Origin of the sequence: Sporosarcina soli (genome assembly GCF_042655805.1) — a bacterium.
GTDB classification, from domain to species: Bacteria; Bacillota; Bacilli; order Bacillales_A; family Planococcaceae; genus Sporosarcina; species Sporosarcina soli.
The window spans coordinates 311,310-337,324 of sequence record NZ_JBHSNO010000008.1 but is presented as its reverse complement, the minus strand read 5'-3'; the positions used below and the strand labels follow the sequence as shown (position 1 = coordinate 337,324).

Genomic DNA, 26,015 nt, shown 5'->3' with positions numbered 1-26,015 from the left:
AACAAGTTGGCAGTCAGGTATCCTGATCCCCAACTTGTTTATTTATTTATCTACAGATTTGTCTTTTATTGGTACAAGATTAAAGATTTCATGATCTTCAAATGCATCAACAAGCCGGTCAAGCCATTCGTAATAATCACGCATATAAAGCAATTTTTCCATATCGGCATTCGCTTCCATTTTTACTTCATCTGGAATGTCCGGATCTTTCACCAAATCTTCCAATTCCTTCAATGATCTTCTCACTGCAATTGTGTGTAATGACACGGCCCGTCTCCACTTGATTGAAAATAGATCGATAAAGCTCTGGTACCAATCGTCGGACACTTGATACAGATCTTTTCGAACGCCTCTTTTCCAAGCTCGCTCTACTAGTTTCAAATCGGATAATGCCCTGACAGAAGTGCTCATGCTCGTTTTGCTCATTCCGAGTTTTTCGGTCATGTCATCCAATGTCAATGGTTCGTCATGAAAATACATCGTGCCATATTGTCTGCCGGCAGAAGGCGTGAGACCGTATAAATGTATATTTTGTGCAATTGTTTCGATGATCCGCTCACGGGCTTTTTCAAGTCTATCTTTACCATCCATTGAAATTTACTCCTTCACTATTTAGCACTTCTGAAGTCTAAACAGTTATTCTCCATGATAGCGTAATATATCCCTTCTCAAAAAGCAATTTATAATTATTTTAGTTCGTACAGTTTTTTCCGTACAAACGATTTATTTTGTCGAAACGGTTGTATTACGAAAATATTACAGCTATACTAGTAAACATTCATAAGTTCAGCCTCCGGCGGAGTCAGGGATTTTGAAAGGCATCAATTGCAAATCGAACCCTTAGCTGTTCGATTCCCAATTCAAAATCCGGACGCAATTATGCCGAGGCGTAATTGATTAAATTGAGGAGTGGAACGATGAGTGAACAGATTGCCAGTAAAAAAATCGAAGTGAAGAACACGACGAAGATTTTTGGCAAAAACAGTAAAAGGGCGGCGCAGCTGCTCAATGAAGGTAAGACGAAGCAAGAGATTTTGAAGGCGACCGGCGCGACAGTGGGTGTCAAAAGCGCTAACTTCGAAGTGTATGAAGGTGAAATATTTGTCATTATGGGATTGTCCGGTAGTGGGAAATCGACATTGGTTCGAATGCTGAATCGCTTGATCGACCCGACGATGGGCGAAATCCTATTGGACGGAGAAGATATTGTTCGAATGAACAAAGAACAACTCCGCCAAGTGAGACGGAAAAAAATCGGAATGGTATTCCAAAACTTTGCGCTCTTTCCGCATAAAACCATTCTTGAAAATACGGAATACGGCCTGGAAATTCAAGGGGTCGCCAAAGCCGAACGCGAAGCGAAGGCAAAAGAATCGTTGAAGTTGGTCGGTCTTGCAGGATATGAAGAACAATATCCGAACCAATTGAGTGGTGGGATGCAGCAGCGGGTCGGTCTTGCAAGAGCGCTTGCAAATGGTCCAGATATTTTGCTGATGGACGAAGCATTCAGTGCACTTGATCCATTGATCCGAAAAGATATGCAAGATGAATTGCTGCAGTTGCATAATGATATGGGAAAAACGATCATTTTCATCACCCATGATTTAGACGAGGCACTTCGAATAGGAGACCGCATCGCTCTGATGAAGGATGGAGAAATCGTTCAAATCGGGACACCTGAAGAGATATTGATGAGCCCGTCCAATGAGTATGTTGAACGGTTTGTCGAAGATGTCGATTTATCCAAAGTATTGACGGCAGGACATATTATGAAAAAGGCGGATACGGTACAAGTAGATCGTGGACCACGTGTAGCCTTGCGCCTTATGAAACGGCTGCGTATCTCCTCGATTTACGTTGTAGATAAAGGGAATCGGTTACTCGGTGCCGTGACGGCCCAAGACGCGGTGGAGGCAGCTGATGCAGGTAAATCCCTTGAAGAAGTCCTCATTTCAAATGTGCCGATGTTCCCGGTAGATACCATTTTGACGGAATTATTTGATGCCGTCTCAACGGCTACTATTCCTGTAGCGGTCGTAGATGAGACGAAGAAATTGCAAGGCATTATTATTCGGGGTGCACTGATCGGCGCATTGTCTGGCGACGAACAGTTTATCAATAACAATGGAGATGTTGCGTCCATTGAAAATGACGGGACGATTGATTCACATTCACACAGTGAAAATGAAGTCGATCTCAACGATGAATCGGATTCGGAGGTGAAGTCAATTGGATAAATTACTACCTCGCCTTCCATTCGCAGATTGGATCGATGATGGTGTCGATTGGCTTGTAGATACATTTGGTACTATTTTTGATGGAATATCAGGCTTTCTTGCGGGGATTGTCGAAGGGTCAGTGGAGTGGCTAAATATGGTGCCATCAATTCTGCTTGCTGTTCTATTCTCCTTGCTTGCGTGGTTTATATCTACGCGTCGAATTGCTCTATTTTCATTGATCGGGTTGTTGTTCATTGATTATTTGGGCTATTGGTATCCGATGTTACAAATGCTTGCGCTGGTACTGACATCCGTATTGTTCGCACTTCTCATCGGTATTCCGATCGGGGTATGGGGTTCCCAACAAGCAACGGTTAGGAAAATTATCAATCCCATTTTGGATCTGATGCAAACAATGCCGGCATTCGTGTACTTGTTACCAGCGATCTTTTTCTTCAATATCGGGGTTGTACCGGGGGTTGTTGCGTCCGTCATCTTCTCGATGCCGCCAACAATTCGTTTGACGATGCTCGGAATCCAGCAAGTGCCGAAAGATTTGATTGAAGCGACGGAAGCTTTCGGATCGACGACATGGCAAAGATTATGGAAAACACAAATTCCGCTCGCTCAACCGACAATTATGGCAGGTGTCAACCAAAGTATCATGTTGTCATTATCGATGGTTGTCATCGCGTCAATGGTCGGTGCACCTGGGCTCGGTGAAGAAGTGTATCGGGCAGTCACACAATTGAAAACAGGCGTCGGTTTCGAAACGGGTCTGGCAATCGTCATTGTGGCGATCATCTTGGACCGGATCACACAGCACGCCGGTAAGAAAAAACAAGGGGGAATTACAGGATGACACTTACAAAAAAACTAGTAGGTTTTGGAGCGACAGCTTTACTTGCACTTGGTCTTGCAGCATGTGGCAACGATGACGGAAAGACGGAAAATGAAGGAACGGCAACTTCCGTCGGTGAATCAGTGAACTATAAAATCACTGGCATCGATCCGGGCGCTGGCATTATGGAAACGACTGAAAAAGCGATTGAAGAATATGAACTGACAGATTGGGATCTCGTATCCGGCTCAGGAGCAGCGATGACGGCCGCTTTGAAAAAAGCGTATGACAAAGAAAATCCAATCATCGTAACAGGCTGGACACCACATTGGAAATTCGCTAAGTACGATCTGAAGTATCTTGAAGATCCAAAAGGAGTTTACGGAGGGGAAGAGCAAATCCGCTCCATCGGAAGAATCGGGCTTGCCGAAGACTTGCCGGAAGCACACCAAATTCTTTCACAGTTCCACTGGACTGAAGAGGATATGGGTGAGGTGATGATGGCCATTCAGGAAGGCGAAAAAGAAGAAGTCGCTGCACAAAATTGGATCGAGGCAAATGAAGAAAAAGTTGCGGAGTGGACAGCAGGCGTGGAAAAAGTCGATGGCGATAAAATCAAACTTGCCTACGTTGCATGGGATAGTGAAATCGCAAGCCATAACGTTATGAAAATTGTCCTCGAAGACATGGGGTATGATGTTACTTTAACGCAAGTGGAAGCAGGTCCAATGTGGACAGCAGTTGCGGACGGCAGTGCGGACGCAACACTTGCAGCTTGGCTGCCGATCACCCATAAAACATATGCTGAAAAGTTCGAAGGTAAATTTGAAGAACTCGGCGTCAATATGGAAGGAGTCAAAATCGGTCTTGTCGTTCCAACGTATATGGATATTGACTCGATTGAAGACTTGAAGGAATAAATTCAAAAAAACTCAGTACCGAACTTGATTCGGGCTGAGTCTTTTTTTGCTTAAATGAAGGAAATATGATAACTTAAAAGAGCATGTATGATAAATACTTCGGGGCAAGGTGAAATTCCTTACCGACGGTGATCGAGCAATGGCTCGTCAGTCCGTGACCCGTCCTTCCGTAGTTGGAAGGCGGTGGAGCTGGTGAAATTCCGGCACCGACAGTGACAGTCTGGATGGGAGAAGTTATTTGGAGATGCGTGCAATGCTTGAAAATTCTGCTTTTTTAACTTGGATTAGCAAAGGACGCAGTGATACCTAGCCGTTCTTGATAGTATAAGGAGCAGGCTTCTTAAAATTACCTTAAAATAGATAGGCCTGAACTATTGCAAGTATAACGAACAGTCGAATCAAGCATTCTTCAATTTATCAACTACGGAAAGAAAGTGTACGTCATTTTGAAAGTCGCCGCAATTCTCGTCGGCCGTCTTTCGCTTCTTTGAGTTGGCAATGGACATGCTTATACATAATGAACAAATGTCCTCTCCTCCGCCATACGAAGGAATTGTTTTTTACGTTTACGTACAATCCGTATTATCAACCCTTTCCCTACCACCCGTTTGCCCCACGGTGGAAAGAATCCAATTCTTTTTTTTGAATGTCGGCATCCCAGCATGCCAAGCGTTGCCTGTTTGGATGGACAGCTGTAATTTTTCAATCGATGGAACTACGTGACGGAGCGGATACTCTTCATCTTCTTTATGTTTGAAAAAAATGGAGATACCCTGTCTTAGTTGTTTAGTTCTAGAAAGGAGACTAAATAAATTTGTTTACTGGGATTGTAGAAGAAATCGGGCGTATTGCGTCAGTGAAACGTGGAAAAAATGCAATGCAATTATCAATCAGCTGTACGACTGTACTGTCGGATGTCCATATTGGTGATAGCATTTCGGTAAACGGTGTTTGCTTGACAGTTGCACAATTCACGGAACACCAATTTATGGCTGATGTCATGCCTGAAACGTATAAGGCGACCAATCTCCATCAATTAAGGACGGGAAGCCCTGTCAATTTGGAACGCGCAATGGCTGCCAATGGTCGTTTCGGTGGACATTTTGTTAGTGGACATGTCGATGGGACAGGTGAAATTATAGCGGTGAAGCCGATGGAAAATGCCATTTACTTCGATATCAAGATCGCACCGGCATTTTTAAAATACTTGATGCCGAAAGGGTCGGTCACAGTCGATGGCACTTCGCTGACCGTCTTTGACGTGACGGATAGCGGATTTACCATCTCGCTAATTCCTGTGACACAAGATGACTCGATCATTGGGCGGAAACATGTAGGCGATTTTGTGAATATTGAATGTGACATGCTCGCAAAATATATTGAACGACTATTCACAACGGATAAAGGAAATACAGCTAGCGGCGGACTTACTATGGATACGCTTGCTGCAAGTGGCTTTTTGGACTAAGGAGGCGATCGGCAAATGTTTGCTACTGTTGAACAAGCAATTGAAGAATTGAAAAATGGGAAACCGATTATCGTTGTGGACGATGAAGATCGGGAAAACGAAGGGGACTTTGTTGCACTAGGACAATATGCAACCCCTGAAATTATCAACTTTATGGCGACTGAAGGTAGAGGATTAATTTGCGTACCGATAGAGGAAGCGAAAGCAAAGCAGCTCGACCTTCCACTGATGACTGAAAATAATAGTGATGCACATGGGACTGCTTTTACCATTAGCATCGACCATAAAGACTGCCATACAGGAATATCCGCTTTCGAACGATCGGATACCATTGTAAAGATGCTCGGAAAAGAAGCGCAGCCTGAGGACTTTAGAAGACCGGGACATATTTTCCCGCTGATTGCTAAAGCTGGCGGCGTATTGAAACGGACAGGCCATACGGAAGCGGCTGTCGATCTTGCGAAGCTTGCGGGTGTCGAACCGGTTGGCGTCATTTGCGAAATCATGAATGAGGATGGAACAATGGCGAGAGTTCCACAATTAAAAGAAGTTGCAGAACGTTTAGATCTTGTGTTGTTAACGATTCAGGATCTTGTCACCTATCGTCTGGAACAAGAAGGCATAAAAGCTGTAGAAATCGGCAAATGACTTGTTTGAAGAAAAAATATATTGAGGGGGACTTATAATGGGAAATATTTTTGAAGGACATTTAGTTGGCACAGGGCTTAAAGTAGGAATCGTTGTTGGAAGGTTCAATGAATTTATCACAAGTAAATTATTAAGTGGGGCTGAGGACGCATTGCGACGCCATGGCGTTGCAGATAGCGATGTTGCTGTCGCATGGGTACCGGGAGCTTATGAAATTCCGCTCGTTGCGAAAAAAATGGCAGCTTCCGGAAAGTATGACGCAGTCATCACCCTCGGCACGGTCATTCGCGGTTCTACACCGCACTTTGATTTTGTTTGTAATGAAGTGGCGAAAGGAGTCGCTGCCATCAATTTGCAGGAAGGGCTTCCAGTCATTTTCGGTGTCTTGACGACGGATACGATCGAACAAGCAATCGAGCGTGCTGGAACAAAAGCTGGAAACAAAGGCTGGGATGCGGCAACCTCTGCAATTGAAATGGCGAATTTATTGAAACAGATCTAAATAGTAAAGCCCGATCCCGAGTTTAAATGGGACCGGGCTTTTTAGATAGTGGAATAGCAGATATGTTATTGAAAAAATGTTAAAATTAGTTGGACAACTATGTTTAACTTGCTTCAGCAGAAGACCCCCCTTTCATAAGTGATGTGATGAATGCCAAACACGCCTTCAATTCAGTGGTGGTTCAAATCTCTGCTGAATCAAGTTAAAGCCTCCGGCGAATGTCACAGATTTTGAATCGAGCAAGCTCGATTCAAAATCTGGACGCAATTACACCGAGGCGTAATTGATTACATCAAATGTTAAAGGAATGATAGTCGATGAAGGAACAGCTGATGAAAATGCTTGAAGAGCGTGAAGATGAAATTATTCAAATTAGACGTTATTTACACGAGCATCCTGAATTATCTTTCAAAGAAGAAAAAACGGCACAGTACATTGCTGATTTTTACGAAGGGAAAGATGTGGATATTCAGACGAATGTCGGGAACGGTTATGGCATCATCGTGACAATCAAAGGTGGAAAACCGGGGAAAACGATCGGTTTGCGGGCTGATTTTGATGCGTTGCCGATCCATGAAGAAGCGGATGTACCGTTCAAGTCGAATAATGAAGGGGTCATGCATGCTTGTGGACATGACGGACATACTGCTTATTTGTTAGTCTTGGCAGATTGTTTAATCCAATTAAAGTCGAAATTAGCTGGCACTATCAAAATCATTCATCAGCATGCGGAAGAAGTTCCGCCAGGTGGAGCGAAAAGCATTGTGGAATCCGGCTTGCTGAATGATGTGGATGCGGTCTATGGCATCCATCTATTTCCGACCAATCCGGCTGGGGATGTCGGCTATCGAAGTGGTTTTGCAATGGCAGGCCGAAGTTATTTCAAGTTGAAGATTCAAGGCATCGGTGGTCATGGTTCATCTCCACATTTAGCGAATGATACGATTGTAGCGGGAGCCCATTTTGTTACATCGATCCAAACAATTGTGAGCCGTCGATTAAATCCGTTTGATATGGGTGTTATCACGATTGGTTCGTTTGATGGGAAAGGTCAATTCAATGTTATTAAGGATAGTGTTGAATTGGAAGGTGATGTTCGTTATATGACATCAGAGATCCAGCAATTGATGGAAAAAGAAATCCATCGAATTGTCAGGGGAATTGAAGAGGAATTCGATGTCACTTGTGAACTAGATTACGTTCCGGATTACCCGCCGCTTTACAACGATCCGGAGATTACGGCAGGGGTGATAACAGCCATTGAAAATTCAACGGAGCCGGAAATTAAAGCGATGACAGAATTTCCAATGTTCTCGGGATCGGAGGACTTTGCCTATTATGCACTAAGATTCCCTTCTTGCTTTTTCTACATCGGCTGCAAACCAAAAGGGGTGGAAAAGCCGTATTTTAATCATCATCCGAGATGGGACATTGACGAAGATGCGCTTCTCGTTGCCGCAAAAGCAGTAGCAGAAGTCGTTTGTAGCAATCAGCAATGAAAAATGTGACCGATGCGTGACGAACAGTACTTTTCGAGATCTGAAAAAGGAGGAACCTGTTCGGCAGCTCTCGCAAAAATGGACTTAAATCGGTATGATAGAAGTTAGAGTACGAATATGAAATGAGGCGATTTACATGAAGGAATTACCAGAAAAAACATGCTCGATCGAACGGTTGGTCACCATACCGGAAGACGTAGAAAAAGTATTGAACGGACAAAAAACGGCTACACGCCGGAATGGCGTTTATGCTTATCCAGGTGAGATCATGGTGTTGGATGGCAAAGAATTTGTCATCGATGCGCTTTACAGACAGACACTTGGTGAACTGACAGATGAACATGCGCAGCAAGAGGGCTATACAAATGTGGAAGAATATAAGCAATCGATGATGTCGATGCACGCCCATGCACAAATGCCGTGGCTTCCGACAATGAAGGTTTGGGTACACGAATTCAGTCCGGTTGAGAAATGACGTTCTAAAATGATGCCGGCTGTCTATGGATTATTTGTCTTTCTCCATGTCGTCAGTGCCGTGATTGCGATCGGTCCATTATTTCTTTTACTACCCATTATTAGACGATTGCGTGGCGCGGATTCACAAGCCGAAGAAGCATACTTAACTGTAATCCGTGTCACAATACGTGGTGTCATGCATGCGGGACATGCGCTTGTCATCACAGGGGTTCTTCTACTAATACTTGGACCTTGGCCATGGCATGCGTCATGGGTGATACTGACAATGATTGTTTTGCTGTTATCTGCAGTTTATTTATCGAGAGGATTTACACAAGTTCTCCGCAAATTTCACGAACTAGGGACCAATAAGAATGACATTATCCATCGCTTAAGCCGTACAACATGGACATACATTGGTCTCATGCTTATCATTCTTTGGTTGATGGTTCAAAAACCGATGATTTGGTGAAGTGAAATTCACCGTACATAGAAACAAACATGCACCGATTCAGATTGGTGTATGTTTGTTTTTTATTTTTCGTTTGGATAATATTGGTGATCGTGAAAACTAAAAGGAGTAATCCATTAAGACGGTGGAATGGCCTGATGTTCAAAAAATACTTACAATGACGGTTTAGTGCTATGAATATACAGAATACAACACGATTATTCAATTCCGAGTTGACAGATATAAATTGTATGATAATATAAGAGAAAGTTGTTTGAATCTTGAATTTTCAGAGATGAATAGTATTTAATATGGAAGGAAGATTGTAGATGAAAAGAATGTTAGACAAAGGGTTATTTGCTATTATGGCTGTTTTACTTCTGTTAGCATTGTCTGCTTGTAACAACAGTGAAAATGCTTCGGCTGAAAATGAAGGAAAAGTACTAAAGGTTGGATCTACAGGATTGGTCTATCCGTTCTCCTTCAAAGAAGGTGAGAAACTACAAGGATTTGATATTGAAGTTGTTGAGAAGATTGCCGATAAACTGGGATATGAAATTGATTGGCAACTAACTGATTTTAGCGGTCTGATGGGGCAGTTGGAATCAGGCAAACTTGATACAGTGGCGAATCAAGTTGCCGTTACAGCCGTGCGGGAAGAAAAATTCAACTTTTCCGAAGCTTACGCGTATGATGGAACGCAAATAATTGTGAAAAAAGATAACAATGACATCGAATCTGTAGAAGATTTAAAAGGAAAGAAAGTAGCGTCTGTATTAGGCTCCAATCATGCTGCTAATCTAGAAGGACTAGATTTCGCTAATGAAATTGACATTAAAACTTATGAGGCACATGATGGGATGCTCAATGAATTGGATTTCGGACGGATTGATGCGTATGCGAATGGAAAAAATATATTATTAGCTGAAATCGAAAAAAGTGGCTTGCCACTAAAAGCTGTGGGGGATCCAATATCAAAAGAACGAGTAGCTTTTCCATTTGTGAAAGATGATAAAAACGATGAATTGATAGAAGCGTTTAATCAGGCACTTGCCGAGCTTCATGAGGATGGAACGTTGAAGGAGTTATCGGAAAAGTACTTTAAAGAAGATGTTACGGTTGAGAAGGTTAGCAACTAATGATATAGGCGGTGCACGATAAGGATGAATTTTGAAGTACAATACTTTTTGGAAGTGTTTCCGAGTTTAATAAAATATATCCCGTTAACGATAGGACTAGCAGTACTATCAATGATACTTGCAATTATGATGGGATTAATAATTGCGCTTATCACAAATAAACGTATACCGGTCATCTACCAATTGCTGAATATCATTTTATCCTTTTTTCGTGGAACACCCATGCTTGTCTTATTATTCCTGATCTATTATGGGTTACCACAGTTATTTCCGTCATTTAGTGTTATCAACTCAATTACAGCGGCGATAATTGGATTAAGTGTAAAAAATGCGGCTTACCTATCAGAAATATTCCGAGCTGCGCTGAAATCAGTAGATGAAGGACAATTGGAAGCTTGTCTTTCAGTTGGAATGACTAGAGTACAATCATTGTTTAGAATAATCCTTCCTCAAGCTATCAGAAATGCTATACCTGCCACAGGTAATATATTTATCGGTGTTATAAAGGAAACATCATTAGCATTTACCCTTGGAGTGGTAGAGCTATTTGCTCAAGGTAAAATGATGGCATCCGCTTCTCTTAGATACTTTGAAACGTACTTAGCAGTTGCTATTATTTACTGGGCGTTGACCATTATTTATTCTAATTTACAAGAGTTGATGGAACGTAAAATGAGTAAACCGTATATAAAATAGGAGGAATAACGGTGATCAAGGTACATGGATTACGTAAAAAATTTAAAGACCTGATCGTCCTGGATGGAATTGATATTGAAGTGAAACAAGGGGAAACTGTAGCGATCATAGGTCCCTCAGGTTCTGGAAAATCGACATTATTGAGATGCTTAAACCTTTTAGAAAAACCGGATGAGGGACATATTCAAATTGGAGACATAATGCTCAATGCAAAAAAATATAGCCGAAAAGAGGCGAATGAACTACGGAGACAAACCGCCATGGTATTTCAACACTACAACCTATTTAAAAATAAAACCGCTTTGCAAAATATTATTGAACCATTGCTTGTTTCAAAAAAAATGAAGTATGATGAAGCGAAGAAAGTTGGTGAGGCTTTAATCGAGCAGGTCGGATTGGCTCATAAAGCGGATAATTATCCGATCACCCTATCAGGCGGGCAACAACAGCGCATTGGAATTGCCCGCGCACTCGCAGTTCAATCTCACGCAATTTTATTGGATGAGCCGACATCTTCACTCGATCCAGAATTAGTGGGTGAAGTGCTTCAAGTCATCAAACAAATTGCAGAAAAGCAAACAACCATGATTATTGTGACACATGAAATGGATTTTGCTCGGGAGGTAGCCGATAAAGTCATTTTTATGGCGGATGGACATATTGTCGAACAAGGAACGCCTACAGCAGTCCTCGATCATCCACAAAATCCTCGGACAAAGAGATTTTTGCAACAATCAATATCATTGCCTGAGTATTCACTTGTATAGGAGATTAAATCGCTCTTTCACTTTTGGATACTGTAAGAAAAAGTAATGGGGTAACAAAGCTACTCTGGAAAAACTGAAATAAATGCATCAGTATGATAAGTAGTGTCAGATTGTAGGCAAAAAGGCGTTCAGAATGGTCCCATTCCGAACGTTTTTTGTTTAGACAGGCGATTTGTACTTTTGTGTGGGCTTTCTTCAATATAATGATAAATGTTCAGGATGGAACAAAGCCACCTTGATTGCTTACCCGATTTTGTAATATTAATCTTTAAAATTTTGCATTATTTAAAAAATGAAGGTAATATTGTTCAAGGGGAGGGATGAATGTGATAGCAGTAGATAACATACCGTTTCTCTATTTTGAAACATCATCCAATGATGAAGTGATCAACATGAATGAGCGCCTATTATCCGATATGAAAAAGAATGTTTTGCACCAGCCTGTCAAAGAACTCTTTGACGTGTGGCAAGCAGAGCAGGGGGGACAATTAATCCGAGCCCGCTTGAACGAAAAAAGCTATGTTTTTTTCAAAGAGTCATGGAAAGAAGAGAGAACCTTCTATGTCGGAATTGCCTCTAAAAAACTTGAAAATCAACTTCTTGAACTAGAGGAGTTAAGATTGCTGAATCGGCATCTAGACGCTGTGATTGAAAGTTCGTATGATGGCATTTATATTACAAATAGAGACGGCGTCACATTACGGACAAACTCGGCCATTGAAAGAATTACAGGAATTCCGAAAGAATACTATTTAAATAAAAACGTGGATGCTTTAATGAAGCGGGGGATTCTTGAAAATTCCGTCACAGAGAAAGTCATTAAAAATAAAAGAAGCGTATCCCTTGTCCAACTCAATTATTTAGGAAAAGAAACACTTCTGACCGGCAATCCGGTTTTCGACGATCAAGGCGAAGTGGAAAGCGTAGTGACGAATATTCGTGACTTATCTGATCTGAATAACTTGCAAACCGCACTACGTGAAGCGAATGAATTGAACCAAAGTTATCAACAAGAACTCGAAAGATTAAAAGGAAGGAGATCTTACATAGATGGAAAGACCGTTGTCGAAAATAAGCGGATGCGATTCATCTATGACACTGCCAAACGAATTGCCAATGTGCCAGCTACTGTCCTGATTTTAGGAGAAACAGGTGTCGGTAAAGACGTGCTTGCAAAATATATTTTCAATACAAGTGAACGAAGGGGAACCGGGAAATACATCAAAGTGAATTGCGGAGCCATCCCTGCTAATTTACTTGAATCCGAATTGTTCGGTTATGCAGGCGGGGCTTTTACAGGCGCTAATAAGAATGGGAAGCCGGGTATGTTTGAAATGGCAGATAAAGGCGTGTTGTTTTTGGATGAAATTGGAGAGATGCCATTGGATCTCCAAGTGAAGTTATTGAGGGTCATACAAGAGCGGGAAATCCAGCGTGTTGGCGCCACTACCACCAAAAAAATAGATGTCCGTCTGATTGCAGCAACGAATCGGAATTTAAAAGAAATGGTCCAAGAAGGCACATTCCGTGAAGATCTCTATTACCGGTTGAATGTCATCCCAATTGCAATCCCTCCTTTACGTGAGCGAAAAGAGGAAATACATTCGTTTATCCACATATTTTTGAATGAAATAAATGAAAAATATGGAATGAAAAAAGAACTGGACGCAGAGCTCACCTCCTTCTTTTATCGTTATCATTGGCCAGGGAATATTAGAGAGTTAGCAAACTTACTTGAACAAATGGTGTTGTTGAATGGAGAAGCATTGTTGAAGATTGAACATCTTCCTGTTGAATATCAAAACGAAGAAGGGGTTTCTTCCTTTAAAAAGATTGAGCGGATGACATTGAAAAAAGCGGTGGAACTGGCTGAGGAAAACTTGCTAAGGCGGGCAGTTGAAAAGTATACAACAACATATGAGCTTGCAAAAGCGCTCGATACGAGCCAACCGACGATTGTCAGGAAACTGAAAAAATATAACATACTTTTGAAAGGGAGTAACGTATGAAAATAGGAGTGATGGGAAGCGGAGCTGTCGGCTCTTTTTTTGGTAGTTTTTTATCTGAAGGCGGCCATGATGTGACGTACATTGCACGAGGGGCTCATTTAGATGAAATGAATAAAAACGGACTCACGATTAGGGGAGAGGACGAGAAAAGGGTCATCCGCCAAACTTTTTCTGAAAAAGTTGAAGATCTTACCGATTGTGAGCTCATTTTGTTTTGTGTGAAATCAGGGGATACGAAAGAGGCCGCTGAACGAATGAAAGAAGTGATTCATGAGTCGGCGTATGTCCTATCTCTTCAAAATGGCGTGTCCAACGAAGAGAAACTGGTCGAGATTTTTGGGCAAGATCGCGTATTGTCAGCGGCGGTATATGTCCAAGCGGCGGTCGAATCGCCGGGCATCATTCAACAAAGTGGAAGCCATAAGCTTGTGATTGGTGCGCTTCAAGAAAGCGGACAAGAACTCGAGAAAAAATTTGCGGAACTCTTGAACGAAGCCGGAATTCCTACACGCATTTCCAGTCAAATTCTATTGAGAAAATGGAAGAAATATTTGTGGAACCTGTTATTTAATCCATTATCTGCAACGACTGATCGGTCAGTCGGACAAATACTGGATGATCCTTATTTGAGGGAAATCGCATGGATGATCGGGCTGGAAACGATTGAGGTGGCAACTAGGCTAGGTTATCCGCTAAGTGAAGAGGATTTACAAGTTGCATTTCAAAATGCGGAATATGCCCGGACTCATACAACTTCAATGCTACAAGATATCCGAAAAGGTAAAGTGACGGAAGCTGATGAGTTAGTAGGTTATTTAACCGAAAAGGCAGAAGTTCATAAAATATCAATAAACGCATTGCAAACCGTATATTTACTCTTGAAAAATAAAGAGAATGCCATTTAAACCTGTATCTTTACAGGTTTTTTATTTTGGCTTTTATTGAAAAGAACAAAAATGAATTGACAATACATTTTTGAATCGCATCAAGAGAAGGGGGATCACATAAATTGATTCAAAAATGAATTAATAGAGGAAACAAAAAGTATACAGAACCTTCAAAAAATGCGTTTCGATGGTTGGCATGTTACTTGCAAATATTCTTATAGAGTCATTGAGATTGATCATAAAAGGGAGGCAACAAACATGCTAATGCAATTGAAACCGGAAATTGAGCAGATGAAACAAATGGTGCGAAACTATGTGGAAAGAGAAGTAGAACCATACGCACAGCAAATTGAAGAGGAGGATAAAATTCCGCAGCATTTAATCGAACAGGCAAAAGAACTTGGATTATTCGGAATGAGTATTCCTGAAGAGTACGGCGGAATTGGATTAAATGCGGTGGGTAAAGCGATTGTCCTCGAACAGCTTGGTCGAACACATAATGGTTTTGTGAGCTTAATCAGTGCGCATACAGGGATAGGCAGTACCGGTCTAGTGAAATTGGCTTCTCCTTATTTAAAAGAAAAATATTTGCCAGCAATGGCAGCCGGTGAAAAAATTGCGGCATTTGCGCTTTCTGAACCGGGGGCGGGGTCCGATGCAACCAATCTGGAAACGAGAGCAGAAAAACGTGGAGATAAATGGATTGTAAATGGGACGAAACACTTTATTACAAACGCGCCAGTTGCTGATGTTTTTACCGTCTTTGCTTTAACGGATAAAGAAAAAGGTGCAAAGGGTGGTATTACTGCGTTCTTGATCGAGAAAGACTTTCCAGGCTTTACGATAGGTAAAATCGATAAAAAAATGGGTCTGCGGGGCTCTTATACCGCTCAGCTTATTTTTGAAGATTGTGAAGTGCCGGACGTAAATGTTATCGGAGAAGTTGGAATGGGCTATATGTCCGCATTGAAAATTCTGGGTGAAGGGCGTGTCGGGCTCGCTGCCAGAGCAGTTGGTTCTTGTGATAAATTGATCGAAATGTCTGCCACGTATGCAAAAGAGAGGAAACAGTTTGGTAAGCCGATTGCGGATAACCAAGCGATTCAATGGATGCTTGCAGATATGGCAACAGAAACGGAGGCAGCGCGTATGCTGACGTTGAAGGCAGCCCATATGATCGATGAGGGAAAAAAAGTCATTAAAGAAGCGTCCATGGCGAAGCTCTTTGCATCCGATGTATTTAATAGAGTTGCAGATAAAGCTGTTCAAATTCACGGTGGAATGGGATATGTAGCGGATTATCCGATTGAAAGATTTTATCGTGATGCACGCATTACGCAAATTTACGAAGGGACAAATGAAATTCAACGACTCATTATTGCTCGTAACGTTCTAGAGGATTAATCATTGGAAGTGGGGGTGCAGATGGTGAAACTAATGGTAAATAAACCATGGGAGCAATGGTATGAAGAAAGAACATTATCTCTTCAGCTTCCAGAAAGTTCAATTTACGCTTTGCTTGAAAAAACTGCTCAGCAGTATCCAAACCATATAGCAATTATTTTCGAAGACGAGCCAACAAATTATAGGGAGTTAAAGACGCAAGTCGACAAACTGGCTGGGAAGTGGCAAGAGATTGGATTGAAAAAAGGGGATCGAATTGGACTGATGATGGCCAATCATCCTCTTTATATTGTCAGCTACTATGCCGCGCAAGCAGTGGGGCTGGTTGTTGTCCAAGTGAATCCTATGTATACCCCCCGTGAGTTGATGCAAATTTTGGTTGATTCGCGTGCGAAATATATTGTATTTGATAAGCTGGCGAAAAAGACTGTTGAAGAAATAAAAGATTTGTATGCGTTTGAACAGTGCTTTACGAGTGAAGATGACAGCAGTGGATATGTATCCCTTTCAACCCTGATTGAAGACGGCGTGGCCATAACGGGACCTGAAGAAGTTGATCCGCATGAAGATGTCGCTGTTATTCAATATACTGGCGGAACAACTGGCGTTATGAAAGGGGCGATGCTCACACATTATAATCTTACTTCCAATGTCGTTCAAAGTGTTGAGATGTATGGTGCAGAGATGGTGTCAGGAAAAGGAGTAACACTTACAGCGACACCGCTCTATCACGTGTATGCAATGACGAGTGCTATGAACCTTAGTATTTACCTTGGTTCGACGATTCTTTTGTTTCCGAAGTTTGAAATTCAAACCGTTCTTGAAAATATAAAGAAACATCGACCGACTTTTTTTCCAGGTGTACCTAAAATGTATAATTCGTTTGTCAATTACCCCCAGATTGAAGAATACGATTTGAAGTGTTTGAAATTTTGTTCATGTGGCTCTGCTCCGCTTCCCATCGAGGTCATAAAGCGTTTTGAAAAATTGACAGGAGCTGTTATTGGTGAAGGCTTTGGCTTGTCTGAAGCTTCCCCATCAACACACCGTAATCCTTCATTTGCTAAACGAAAAATAGGGAGCATCGGCATTCCATTTCCAGGTACCGATTGCATGATTATTGACGACAATGGTACAGAATTGGGAGCCAATTGCGTCGGAGAATTAATAATTAAAGGACCTCAAATTATGAAAGGTTACTGGAATAATGCGGAAGAAACAAGAAAGGCGCTACAGAACGGATGGCTGTATACAGGCGACCTGTCGATGATGGATGAGGAAGGCTATTTTTATATTGTCGGCAGAAAAAAAGAAATGATTATTATAGGCGGCTTTAATATTTATCCGCAGGAAGTAGAGAGTGTCTTATATGAACATCCAGATATCCAAGAAGCTGCAGTTGTCAGTATCCCCCAAGTAGAGCTGGAGGAAGTGATTAAAGTGTTTATTGTTCCAAAAGACGGTGCCACAATCGATCTCGAAGAAATCAAGGGGTATTGCTATACAAGATTAACCCCTTACAAAGTACCGAAGGAATTTGAAGTGATTGAAAAACTACCAAGGAATACTGTCGGTAAGTTATTAAAACGACTGCTTGTTAAAGAGGAAATGGAGAAAAGGGGATTGGGACAAGATGGAAAACAATGTAATTAAGCAAGTTGCCGTCGTCGGTTCCGGTACAATGGGCTCGCAAATTGCAATGGTTTGTGCACTGGCGGGCTACCAAACTATATTGCAAGACATAGATCCGGAAAATCTAGAAAAAGCAAAAAAATTTCTTCGAGAGCAGATGGAAAAACGTGTGGCGAAGGGGAGGTATACACAAGAGGAGGTAGAGAGTGCATTTAAACGTTTGAATTTCACTGAAGATATAGAAGATTTGTCGAATACAAACTTAGTTATTGAAGCGATAGTTGAAAAATTGGATGCGAAACGTCATCTATTTGCGAAAATTGATAAAATTGTAGGCCCTAAAACGATATTAGCCACAAACAGTTCGACCATTGTCAGTTCAAAACTGGAAGATGTCGTGAGCTATCCGGAGAATGTTTGTAATATTCACTTCTTTAATCCCGTTCTTGTCATGGAGATGGTGGAAGTGGTGAAAGGGCCTCATACATCTGATGAAACTACTGAGAAAAGCATGGCGTTTGTGAAAAGCATAGGTAAAACGCCAGTCTTGTTGAAAAAAGAAATTTCCGGTTTTATCGCCAATCGAATTCTCGGAAAATTAATGGATGAAGCCTTATATCTGTATGAAAACGGTTATGCCACGCATGAAGAAATTGATCTTGTCTGTAAAAAAGCTTTGAATCACCCGATTGGTCCGTTTGCTTTAATGGATCTGACGGGCATCGACGTAAATTATTTTGTGCGGATGCAGCGATATAACGAAAGCGGCGATGAACAGGACAAGCCATCACGTATTGTCGCCGAAAAAGTAGAAAAAGGCGAACTAGGGAAAAAAACAGGCAAAGGATTTTATAAATACGACGAAAAAGGAAGTAGAATTGGTTCGGCGACATGATTATCTGTGTAATGTTGCAAAGGGCAGTGATGTTATTCGTATACGGGAAGCGGAATTCGGAAGCATTTAACGAAAGATTATCCTTAAGGGGGTCAATGGAATGAGTGAGCGCGTTGTCATTGTTGAAGGGGTACGCACACCGATCGGAAGATATGGTGGTACTTTAAAGGAAATAAATTCTGGATTTTTAGGCGCACATGTTATTGAAAAGCTATTGGAAAAATGTTCTTTATCCCCTGACAAAGTGGATGAAGTGATTTTGGGTGAAGTCCGGCAGACGACAGAATCATCGAATGTCGCTCGGGTCTCGGCCATTCGTGCTGGGATTCCGGTTGAGAAGCCGGCTTTCACGGTTAATCGACTTTGTGCTTCGGGTATGCAGGCAATCGCTTCCGGTGTTCAGCAGATTCAGTCCAATCAGGCTGAAGTTATTGTTGCTGGTGGTACGGAGAGTATGAGCGGTTCAGCAATTTACTTGCGGGGTGCCCGTTTTGGCGGAGACAAAACGTATTTAGTCGATTCTAATTCGGAGGCAGGTCAGCAACCGAAGGAAATATACGGTGAGGATATGGGAATGGGGATTACTGCTGAAAATGTTGCTGAAAGATACCGGATTTCCAGGGAAGATCAAGATGCGTTTGCGCTTGAAAGTCAGAGAAGAGCCGCTGTTGCGATTGAAGAAGGAAAATTCAAGGAAGAGATTGTCTCATATGAAGTGAAGACGAGAAAAGGAACGATTGTTTTTGATACAGATGAGCATCCAAGACCAGAAACGACGCTAGAAAAACTGGGCCAATTAAAACCGGCTTTCAAGAAAGAGGGAACCGTAACGGCTGGAAATGCATGCGGGAGAAATGATGGTGCCTCGGCTGTTCTATTGATGAGTGAAACAGCAGCGCAAGAACAATCACTGACACCACGAGCTGCAATCGTTGACTGGGTCGCTGTCGGTGTTCCACCGGAAGTGATGGGAATCGGTCCTGTGCCAGCAATTCAAAAACTGTTGGAAAAGACAAATTTATCAATTGAAAAGATTGACTTATTTGAAATCAACGAGGCTTTTGCTTCACAGGCACTCGCTGTGCAGCGCGAACTCAACATACATCCGGAGAAGTTGAATGTCAATGGGGGAGCGATTGCACTTGGACATCCTGTAGGATCAACAGGCTCGCGAATTGTTATCACATTGATGCATGAACTCCAAAGACGGGGAGGGCGCTATGGAATTGCATCTCTTTGCGTTGGCGGTGGACAGGGAATGGCCATCTTGATTGAAAATCTACAGATGCAGTAAAAGGGAGAAGAAAAGGGGGATTTGTATGCGTTGGTTTGTGCTTCTTCTACTATTTTTGGGTGCGGTTATTAACTTTGCGGACAAGTCTATTGTGGGGCTTGCAGCTGTAGCCATTATGAAGGATCTTAATTTATCTTATACAGCATGGGGTTTAGTGGGAAGTAGTTATTACTGGCTCTATCCAGTTACAGGGATTTTTGGAGCCGCTTTGGCAGACCGTTTGGGAGCGAAGAAAATACTTGGTTTCCTCATGCTTACCTGGGCGGTATTACAATTTGGCGTTCTAGCCATCACGGCGTTACCGTTACTTATCGTTTACAGAGTATTACTCGGAGTATTCGAAGCTCCTTTCAGCCCAGTTGCTTATAGCCATGCGAACAAATGGTTTCCACCAAAGCTTAGAGGATTTGCGAATTCTGTTGTCGTATCTGGTGGAACTGTCGGTGCCATGGTGGTTGCCCCAATCCTTGTTGCATTAATAGCCACTTTAGGATGGAAAGTCGCTTTTGCCTGTCTAGGTGCCGCAAGCATTGTTTGGTTCTTCCTATTCCAATTTTTCACGAAAGAAAATCCTGTTGAAATGTACAAAGAAAAACAAAAAGAAAAGAAAGTCAAACTAGAGAAACTTAAATTGAAAGATTTTCTAAAGGTGCTCGGTTCACCGACCGCTTTGTTTACAACATTCTGCTATTTTTCCGCTTATTTTCTTGTCGTCTGGTTTGCGGTTTGGTTGCCGATTTATTTAGTGGAGGTTGTGCAGTTGTCTGCTGCTCAAATGGGGTATAGCGTGGCGATTATAGGCGTCGCTTCTATCCTCATTTATGTCGGTGTGTCGATGCTTTCCGATCATTTATTTAAAAAAAGCCAAAATTGGCGTCAATCCAGAGTATATGTGGTTGCAGGAGCAATGATCATCGGTGCAATTGTTATGGCATCTAGCACGGTCTTTCAAAATCCAATTTGGGTAGTCGTTGCAATGTGTCTTGCGAAAGGCCTCACATACGCTATCTTGCCGATCGGTCCGACAATCATGATTAATGAGCTACCTGAAAGAGGTGGGCTGATGACGAGTATTTTGACATCTTCAGGAAACCTGGCAGGTATTGTAGGACCGCTTCTGACGGGTTCCCTGATCGCTTTAGCAGGGGCAAATAAAATAGCGGGGTATAATTTGTCTATTTTATTTATGGCCGGACTCGTCCTAGTATTTTCCATCCTTTTTGCGATTTTTGTAAAACCGATATCAGCAAAGAAAAATGAGGATGTATCAAACGGGAAAGTGGTTGGTGACGAAGGGCAAGGCAATGATTCTGTTCTTGTCTAAAAATAAATTAAAAAGGAAGCGATCCGCAACGGACGACAATTGCTTAGGGAGGACCAGAAATGAAAGATATTCCTGAAATCAATGTCTATATACGATTTTGTGAAACAGATGCAGCGGGCCATGTCAATAACACAAGTTATTTCATCTACATGGAAGAAGCACGGACAAAATTTTTTGAAGCTATTGGGTTTGGAAAAAGTGAGCGAACAAATGTAGATTTTATAATTGCTTCCACACAATGCGATTTTTTAGCCCAATCTTATGCAGGTCAAACGCTAACCGTCTCTACACACGTCGCTAAAATAGGTTACAAAAGTTTTATGATTACCCATGAAATAAAATCCTCTATAACGAGGGAAATCATCGCTGTTGGACATGCAGTAGTTGTCTGCTTTAACTTTCAGGCACAAGAAACCATGTCAATTCCGCCTGAATTGTTATCGGTTTTAGAAAGTTATTTAGTAGCTGTTTGAATCATACAACGCACGCATATGCGATAAACGATAATGGAGGAGATTGGATATGAACGAGCTTACCATCAGTACACAAGGCGGCGTTAGAGTTTTGATGTTAAATCGCCCCGAGAGACTTAATGCGATTAACCCTTCACTTAGTTTACAAATGGAACAAGCTTTGACAGAAGCGTCTATGGATGACGAGGTTCGTGTCGTCGTCATCACCGGGGCTGGACGGGGTTTTTGTTCGGGGCTTGATTTGACGGACCGAAAAAACAGAAGTTCCGATTCAATCACACGCTATAACCGATTGGATGAGTTAGATTGGGTAGGGCGCCAAGCATTGGGAATCGTTCAATGCGATAAACCAGTCATTGCTGCAGTCAATGGCGTTGCAGCAGGGGCGGGGCTTTCTCTAGCTTTAGCGTGTGATATCCGTTTTATGTGTCAAGACGTGCGGGTCACTACCGGCTATATACGGCGTGCATTGACCCCGGATGCAGGGATGAGCTATTTCTTGCCTAGACTTGTTGGCCCAGGAAAAGCAGCCGAGCTGATTTTTACGGGACGTGAGATTGCTGCAGATGAAGCTGAACGCATCGGACTTGTGAATAGCGTGTTTCCTGCAGATGAATTTCATAAGCGCGTCATGGAATTTGCTCAAGGGCTAGCAGACGGCCCCCCGGTTGCTTTGACGCTTTCAAAACGATTATTGACAACAAGTTCAGATGAGGATTTAACAACTGTATTGAAAAATGAAATAAAAGCCATACGAACTTGTTTTGAAACGGAAGACTCAACCGAGGGCGTTCAAGCATTTGCGGAAAAGCGTAAACCAATTTTTAGCGGAAAGTGATGACATTATGAAAGCATTGGGAGGAGGAAGAAGATGAAAACCCGTATCACCGATTTATTGAACATTGAGTATCCAATTATTTGTGGAGGATTATTTAGAGTTGGCCGTGCTCCATTGGCGGCAGCTGTCTCGGAGGCAGGTGGGCTTGGAATTATCACGTCGGCTACTTTCGAAACGGCGGAGGAATTACGCCAAGAAATACGTCTGGCGAAAAAAGCCACGTCAAAACCCATTGCAGTCAACATTAATCTGTTCCCAAGTGTACGGAAAATGCCGAATGAAGCATATATCGATGTATTGATCGAGGAAGGTATCCAAATCGTGGAAACATCAGGCCGGAGTCCGGAAGCGTATATGAACGTGTTAAAGGATAACGATGTCACAGTCATTCATAAAGTGGCAGGAGTGAAATATGCCAAGACAGCAGAACGGGTGGGGTGTGATGCTGTCACTGTTATCGGGTTTGAGGCGGGAGGTCATCCAGGCATGGAAGATGTCGGGAACGTCGTGCTTGTTCCGCAGACGGTTGATGCCGTCAAGATTCCCGTATTGGCTGGCGGGGGTATTGCGGACGGGCGTGGACTGGCCGCGATGCTGGCACTTGGAGCAGAAGGGATCGTGATGGGGACACGATTTTTAGCGACTCAAGAATCTTGGGTACACGACAATGTTAAACAGTGGATGGTTCAGGCATCAGAGCTGGACACGTCCTTAATTCAGAAAACGATTGGTTCTACCTCGCGTGTTGCACGAAATGAAGTTGCGCTGCAAGTGATGGAAGCGGAAAGCAGAGGGGCAGAACTTGATGAGTTACTGCCATTGATTTCGGGGCGCAGGGTTATGAAAGTATATGAGGAAGGAGATATCGACGCAGGTATTTTTTCTTGCGGACAGTCAGTTGGACGGATCCAGGATATTCCAAGCGTGAAAGAACTGATAACAGAGATGGTGTCAGAGGCGAAGCGAACGATAGACAAATTGGAGCGAATCACTACTCAGGTAAACGCTTGAAGATCGTTGTTTTTCCAGAAAAAAGAATGATAGGGGAGTGAGAAAATGAATAAACCTTGGACACCATTTTATCCGAAAAATGTCCCTTATGAAACCGAGATCCCACTGCTCTCCTTATATGATCTATTAAAAAATTCCACCGAGCGTTATCCCGATCAAAAAGCAGTGATAGACGGTGATCAAATACTCACTTATTCTGAACTGAAAAATGCGTCCGATCTCTTAGCGTCATCATTATACCGGCAAGGGTTTAGAAAAGGTGATCGAATTGCGTTGATGCTACCAAATTGCATCGAATATATCATTTCCTTTTATGCAATCCATCGCTTGGGAGGGATTGTCGTCCAGATCAATCCAATGTATGAATCATCTGAATTAGACTATATCTTGAGAGATTCCGAAGCGGTCTGGTTTATCGGCCATGCTAAACAAAAGAAGAAGTTAGAGAATAATGGCATGAGTCATCAGCTCACCATCATTTTAGCGGATAGGAATAGGGAGGAAGAAGATAGTCTTTATGATTGGATTGAAAAAGGAACTCATGAACTTCCCGAGGTACACATACAACCAGAAAAAGATTTAGCTCTACTGCAATATACAGGAGGCACAACGGGAAGGTCCAAAGGGGTGATGTTGACGCATTTTAACATCACCTCTAATGTCTACCAAGATCGACTTTATACAGCAGAAGCACTTCAACTTCGAGATTCAGGCGAAGGACTGTTAGGTTTGTCGCCATTGTTTCATGTGTTTGGGATGTCCCGTTTGAATAGTGCGATTTTTTCTGCGGCTACGTACATTACAATCGAAAAGTTTGAAATCAACAAGGTTGTAGATCTGATACGGAAATATCGGCCGACTATTTTTCCTGGTGTCCCTACAATGTATATATCCTTATTGAATCAGCCTGATTTAACGGCGGACGATTTAAGTTGCTTTAAATATTGCAGTTGCGGTTCAGCGCCACTCCCCGTGGAAATCATCAACCAATTCAAGCGAAAATTTAATATCCCCATTTTTGAAGGATTTGGCATGTCAGAAACGGCCCCGACGACGCACCGGAATCCTGTAAGTGGAAAAAGGAAAGTAGGTAGTATTGGAGTGCCGTATCCGAATACTGACGCCAAGATTGTGGATATTGAAACCGGGACAAGGGAAATGCCACCAGGGGAGACAGGGGAATTAGTCGTGAAAGGACCGCAAATCATGAAAGGATACTGGAAAAATCCAGAGGAAACTTCCGTGGCGTTGCGGGATGGATGGCTATATACTGGCGACATTGCCACGATGGATGAAGAGGGCTATTTCTTTATTGTTGGACGAAAGAAGGAAATGATTATTGCGAGTGGTTTCAATATTTACCCGGTTGAAGTGGAAGACGTACTCTATCAGCATCCGGGAATCGAAGAAGCTTGTGTTTATGGTGTACCTGATTCATATAGCGGGGAATCGGTCAGAGCGGCCATCGTTCTCAAAAAAGGAATGCATATAACTGAGGATGAAATGATAGCGTGGTGTACCGGAAAATTGGCCAAATATAAGGTTCCTCGTGCAATCGAATTTAAAGAGCAGTTACCGAAATCCACGGTAGGGAAAATTTTGAAACGTGTACTAGTGGAAGAAGAAATCGAAAGACATAAAGCGATTCATGAAGGATCTGGAGATTCTTTACTACTTGAAAAATAAGGATGGTGAAGAGATGAATAACTATCAAAATATTTTAGTAGAAAAATCAAATCAACTTGCTTATATTATTATAAATTTGCCTGATCAGCGTAACCCATTAAGTAAAGAAACACTTGGGGAAATGAAAGACGCGCTCGTTAGATTAAAAGATGACAAAGAAATAAATTGTATTATTTTTACGGGACAAGGAGATAAGTCATTCGCAGCGGGGGCAGACATCAGTCAGCTTCAAAAACGCGAACCTTTGGATGTTTTCACACCTGGGGGGATGCAGGAAATCTATGACTATATCGAAGCATATGACAAACCGACAATTGCGATGATCAATGGCTTTGCACTTGGAGGTGGCTGTGAACTGGCAATGGCGTGCGATATTCGGATTGCTTCGACAAATGCCAAGTTTGGCCTTCCTGAGTTGAATCTAGGCATTATTCCAAGTGCGGGCGGCACGCAGAGAATGGCACGCTTAATCGGGAAAGGGAAAGCGGTTGACTTAATTTTAACAGGGAAGATTATTACGGCGGAAGAAGCGGAAAGAATTGGACTTGTTTCAGAAACTGTCCCTTTAGGTGAATTAAAAGAAGCAGTGGAAAAAACAGCGGCTCAAATCCTTTCGAAAGGCCCGTTAGCTGTAAAACTTGCAAAGCTGGCCATTCACGCTGGATTTGATGCAGATATGAAAACAGGTTTACTCATCGAAAAGCTTTCCCAAGCTATACTTTTCTCAACCGAAGATACAAACGAAGGGACAAGCGCCTTTTTGGAGAAACGTACGCCGGAATTTTTATCAAAGTGATGTATTCATGAAAGTCGTAACATCGTGAAACCAAACGATGTTGCGGCTTCTGATTGGAGAAGAACATATAGGAAGAATACAATGTTTAACTTAATTCAGCAGAAGTCCCTCACTTCTTTAAGTGGCGGGATGGATGCTAGTTATGCACTCCGTTCAGTGG

General features: G+C 42.3%; 25 protein-coding genes and 1 riboswitch. Of the genes, 24 read left to right on the top strand and 1 reads right to left on the bottom strand.

The window, feature by feature from the left end; all coding sequences use genetic code 11:
• Window positions 1-42: 42 nt before the first annotated feature.
• Window positions 43-591, bottom strand: coding sequence for a GbsR/MarR family transcriptional regulator (locus tag ACFPRA_RS16885; protein ID WP_381437268.1), 549 nt, complete (start codon window positions 589-591; stop codon window positions 43-45).
• A 326-nt stretch (window positions 592-917) separates the two neighbouring features.
• Between ACFPRA_RS16885 and ACFPRA_RS16880 the strand changes: the two genes are divergently transcribed.
• The 24 genes from ACFPRA_RS16880 to ACFPRA_RS16765 all read left to right on the top strand — a co-directional run bounded on the left by ACFPRA_RS16880 (window position 918) and on the right by ACFPRA_RS16765 (window position 25,855).
• Window positions 918-2,237, top strand: a complete 1,320-nt coding sequence (locus ACFPRA_RS16880; protein ID WP_381437265.1) for a quaternary amine ABC transporter ATP-binding protein — start codon at window positions 918-920, stop codon at window positions 2,235-2,237.
• Window positions 2,230-3,081 (top strand): ABC transporter permease, encoded by an 852-nt coding sequence (locus ACFPRA_RS16875; protein WP_381437263.1) that lies wholly within the window; start codon window positions 2,230-2,232, stop codon window positions 3,079-3,081. The genes ACFPRA_RS16880 and ACFPRA_RS16875 overlap by 8 nt, the downstream gene beginning before the upstream one ends.
• Window positions 3,078-3,980: a glycine betaine ABC transporter substrate-binding protein gene (locus ACFPRA_RS16870; protein WP_381437261.1), complete on the top strand. Its 903-nt coding sequence runs from the start codon at window positions 3,078-3,080 to the stop codon at window positions 3,978-3,980. Before ACFPRA_RS16875 ends, ACFPRA_RS16870 begins: the two co-directional genes overlap by 4 nt.
• A gap of 91 nt (window positions 3,981-4,071) precedes the next feature.
• Window positions 4,072-4,220: riboswitch (FMN riboswitch) on the top strand.
• Between the two features lie 574 nt (window positions 4,221-4,794).
• Window positions 4,795-5,448 carry a riboflavin synthase gene (gene ribE, locus ACFPRA_RS16865; RefSeq protein ID WP_381437259.1) on the top strand — a complete coding sequence of 218 codons (654 nt, stop codon included), beginning with the start codon at window positions 4,795-4,797 and terminating at the stop codon, window positions 5,446-5,448.
• Window positions 5,449-5,463: 15 nt separating this feature from the next.
• Complete coding sequence (gene ribB, locus ACFPRA_RS16860) at window positions 5,464-6,096, top strand: 3,4-dihydroxy-2-butanone-4-phosphate synthase (RefSeq protein ID WP_381437256.1); 633 nt, start codon at window positions 5,464-5,466, stop codon at window positions 6,094-6,096.
• A 37-nt stretch (window positions 6,097-6,133) separates the two neighbouring features.
• Entirely contained in the window at window positions 6,134-6,598 is a 465-nt protein-coding gene (ribH, locus tag ACFPRA_RS16855) for a 6,7-dimethyl-8-ribityllumazine synthase (RefSeq protein WP_381437254.1), read from the top strand.
• A gap of 317 nt (window positions 6,599-6,915) precedes the next feature.
• Window positions 6,916-8,097 carry an amidohydrolase gene (locus tag ACFPRA_RS16850; RefSeq protein WP_381437251.1) on the top strand — a complete coding sequence of 394 codons (1,182 nt, stop codon included), beginning with the start codon at window positions 6,916-6,918 and terminating at the stop codon, window positions 8,095-8,097.
• 136 nt (window positions 8,098-8,233) lie between these two features.
• Window positions 8,234-8,572 carry an ASCH domain-containing protein gene (locus ACFPRA_RS16845; RefSeq protein ID WP_239390519.1) on the top strand — a complete coding sequence of 113 codons (339 nt, stop codon included), beginning with the start codon at window positions 8,234-8,236 and terminating at the stop codon, window positions 8,570-8,572.
• Window positions 8,573-8,581: 9 nt separating this feature from the next.
• Window positions 8,582-9,025, top strand: coding sequence for a DUF2269 family protein (locus tag ACFPRA_RS16840; protein WP_381437248.1), 444 nt, complete (start codon window positions 8,582-8,584; stop codon window positions 9,023-9,025).
• A gap of 317 nt (window positions 9,026-9,342) precedes the next feature.
• On the top strand, window positions 9,343-10,143 hold the full coding sequence (locus ACFPRA_RS16835) for an amino acid ABC transporter substrate-binding protein (protein WP_381437597.1): 801 nt from the start codon (window positions 9,343-9,345) through the stop codon (window positions 10,141-10,143).
• Window positions 10,144-10,167: 24 nt separating this feature from the next.
• Window positions 10,168-10,839 (top strand): amino acid ABC transporter permease, encoded by a 672-nt coding sequence (locus ACFPRA_RS16830; protein ID WP_381437246.1) that lies wholly within the window; start codon window positions 10,168-10,170, stop codon window positions 10,837-10,839.
• 11 nt (window positions 10,840-10,850) lie between these two features.
• The gene (locus ACFPRA_RS16825) at window positions 10,851-11,606 is read left to right on the top strand and encodes an amino acid ABC transporter ATP-binding protein (protein ID WP_381437243.1); all 756 of its coding nucleotides are present in this window, start codon (window positions 10,851-10,853) and stop codon (window positions 11,604-11,606) included.
• 320 nt (window positions 11,607-11,926) lie between these two features.
• Window positions 11,927-13,615, top strand: coding sequence for a sigma-54 interaction domain-containing protein (locus ACFPRA_RS16820; RefSeq protein ID WP_381437242.1), 1,689 nt, complete (start codon window positions 11,927-11,929; stop codon window positions 13,613-13,615).
• Window positions 13,612-14,520: a ketopantoate reductase family protein gene (locus ACFPRA_RS16815; protein WP_381437240.1), complete on the top strand. Its 909-nt coding sequence runs from the start codon at window positions 13,612-13,614 to the stop codon at window positions 14,518-14,520. The genes ACFPRA_RS16820 and ACFPRA_RS16815 overlap by 4 nt, the downstream gene beginning before the upstream one ends.
• 240 nt (window positions 14,521-14,760) lie before the next feature.
• Entirely contained in the window at window positions 14,761-15,906 is a 1,146-nt protein-coding gene (locus ACFPRA_RS16810) for an acyl-CoA dehydrogenase family protein (protein ID WP_381437238.1), read from the top strand.
• 33 nt (window positions 15,907-15,939) lie between these two features.
• The gene (locus ACFPRA_RS16805) at window positions 15,940-17,559 is read left to right on the top strand and encodes a long-chain-fatty-acid--CoA ligase (RefSeq protein WP_381437594.1); all 1,620 of its coding nucleotides are present in this window, start codon (window positions 15,940-15,942) and stop codon (window positions 17,557-17,559) included.
• A complete protein-coding gene (locus ACFPRA_RS16800) occupies window positions 17,540-18,433 on the top strand; it encodes a 3-hydroxyacyl-CoA dehydrogenase family protein (RefSeq protein ID WP_381437236.1) in 894 nt (297 codons plus the stop codon). Before ACFPRA_RS16805 ends, ACFPRA_RS16800 begins: the two co-directional genes overlap by 20 nt.
• Window positions 18,434-18,533: 100 nt before the next feature.
• Window positions 18,534-19,727 carry a thiolase family protein gene (locus tag ACFPRA_RS16795; protein ID WP_381437233.1) on the top strand — a complete coding sequence of 398 codons (1,194 nt, stop codon included), beginning with the start codon at window positions 18,534-18,536 and terminating at the stop codon, window positions 19,725-19,727.
• Window positions 19,728-19,752: 25 nt separating this feature from the next.
• Window positions 19,753-21,051 carry an MFS transporter gene (locus tag ACFPRA_RS16790; RefSeq protein WP_381437230.1) on the top strand — a complete coding sequence of 433 codons (1,299 nt, stop codon included), beginning with the start codon at window positions 19,753-19,755 and terminating at the stop codon, window positions 21,049-21,051.
• A 59-nt stretch (window positions 21,052-21,110) separates the two neighbouring features.
• Window positions 21,111-21,524 (top strand): acyl-CoA thioesterase, encoded by a 414-nt coding sequence (locus ACFPRA_RS16785; RefSeq protein ID WP_381437228.1) that lies wholly within the window; start codon window positions 21,111-21,113, stop codon window positions 21,522-21,524.
• A gap of 49 nt (window positions 21,525-21,573) precedes the next feature.
• On the top strand, window positions 21,574-22,362 hold the full coding sequence (locus ACFPRA_RS16780; RefSeq protein ID WP_381437226.1) for an enoyl-CoA hydratase/isomerase family protein: 789 nt from the start codon (window positions 21,574-21,576) through the stop codon (window positions 22,360-22,362).
• A gap of 33 nt (window positions 22,363-22,395) precedes the next feature.
• Window positions 22,396-23,373 carry an NAD(P)H-dependent flavin oxidoreductase gene (locus tag ACFPRA_RS16775; RefSeq protein WP_381437225.1) on the top strand — a complete coding sequence of 326 codons (978 nt, stop codon included), beginning with the start codon at window positions 22,396-22,398 and terminating at the stop codon, window positions 23,371-23,373.
• Between the two features lie 45 nt (window positions 23,374-23,418).
• Window positions 23,419-25,059: a long-chain-fatty-acid--CoA ligase gene (locus ACFPRA_RS16770; RefSeq protein WP_381437223.1), complete on the top strand. Its 1,641-nt coding sequence runs from the start codon at window positions 23,419-23,421 to the stop codon at window positions 25,057-25,059.
• A gap of 13 nt (window positions 25,060-25,072) precedes the next feature.
• Complete coding sequence (locus tag ACFPRA_RS16765) at window positions 25,073-25,855, top strand: enoyl-CoA hydratase/isomerase family protein (RefSeq protein WP_381437221.1); 783 nt, start codon at window positions 25,073-25,075, stop codon at window positions 25,853-25,855.
• Window positions 25,856-26,015 lie beyond the last annotated feature (160 nt).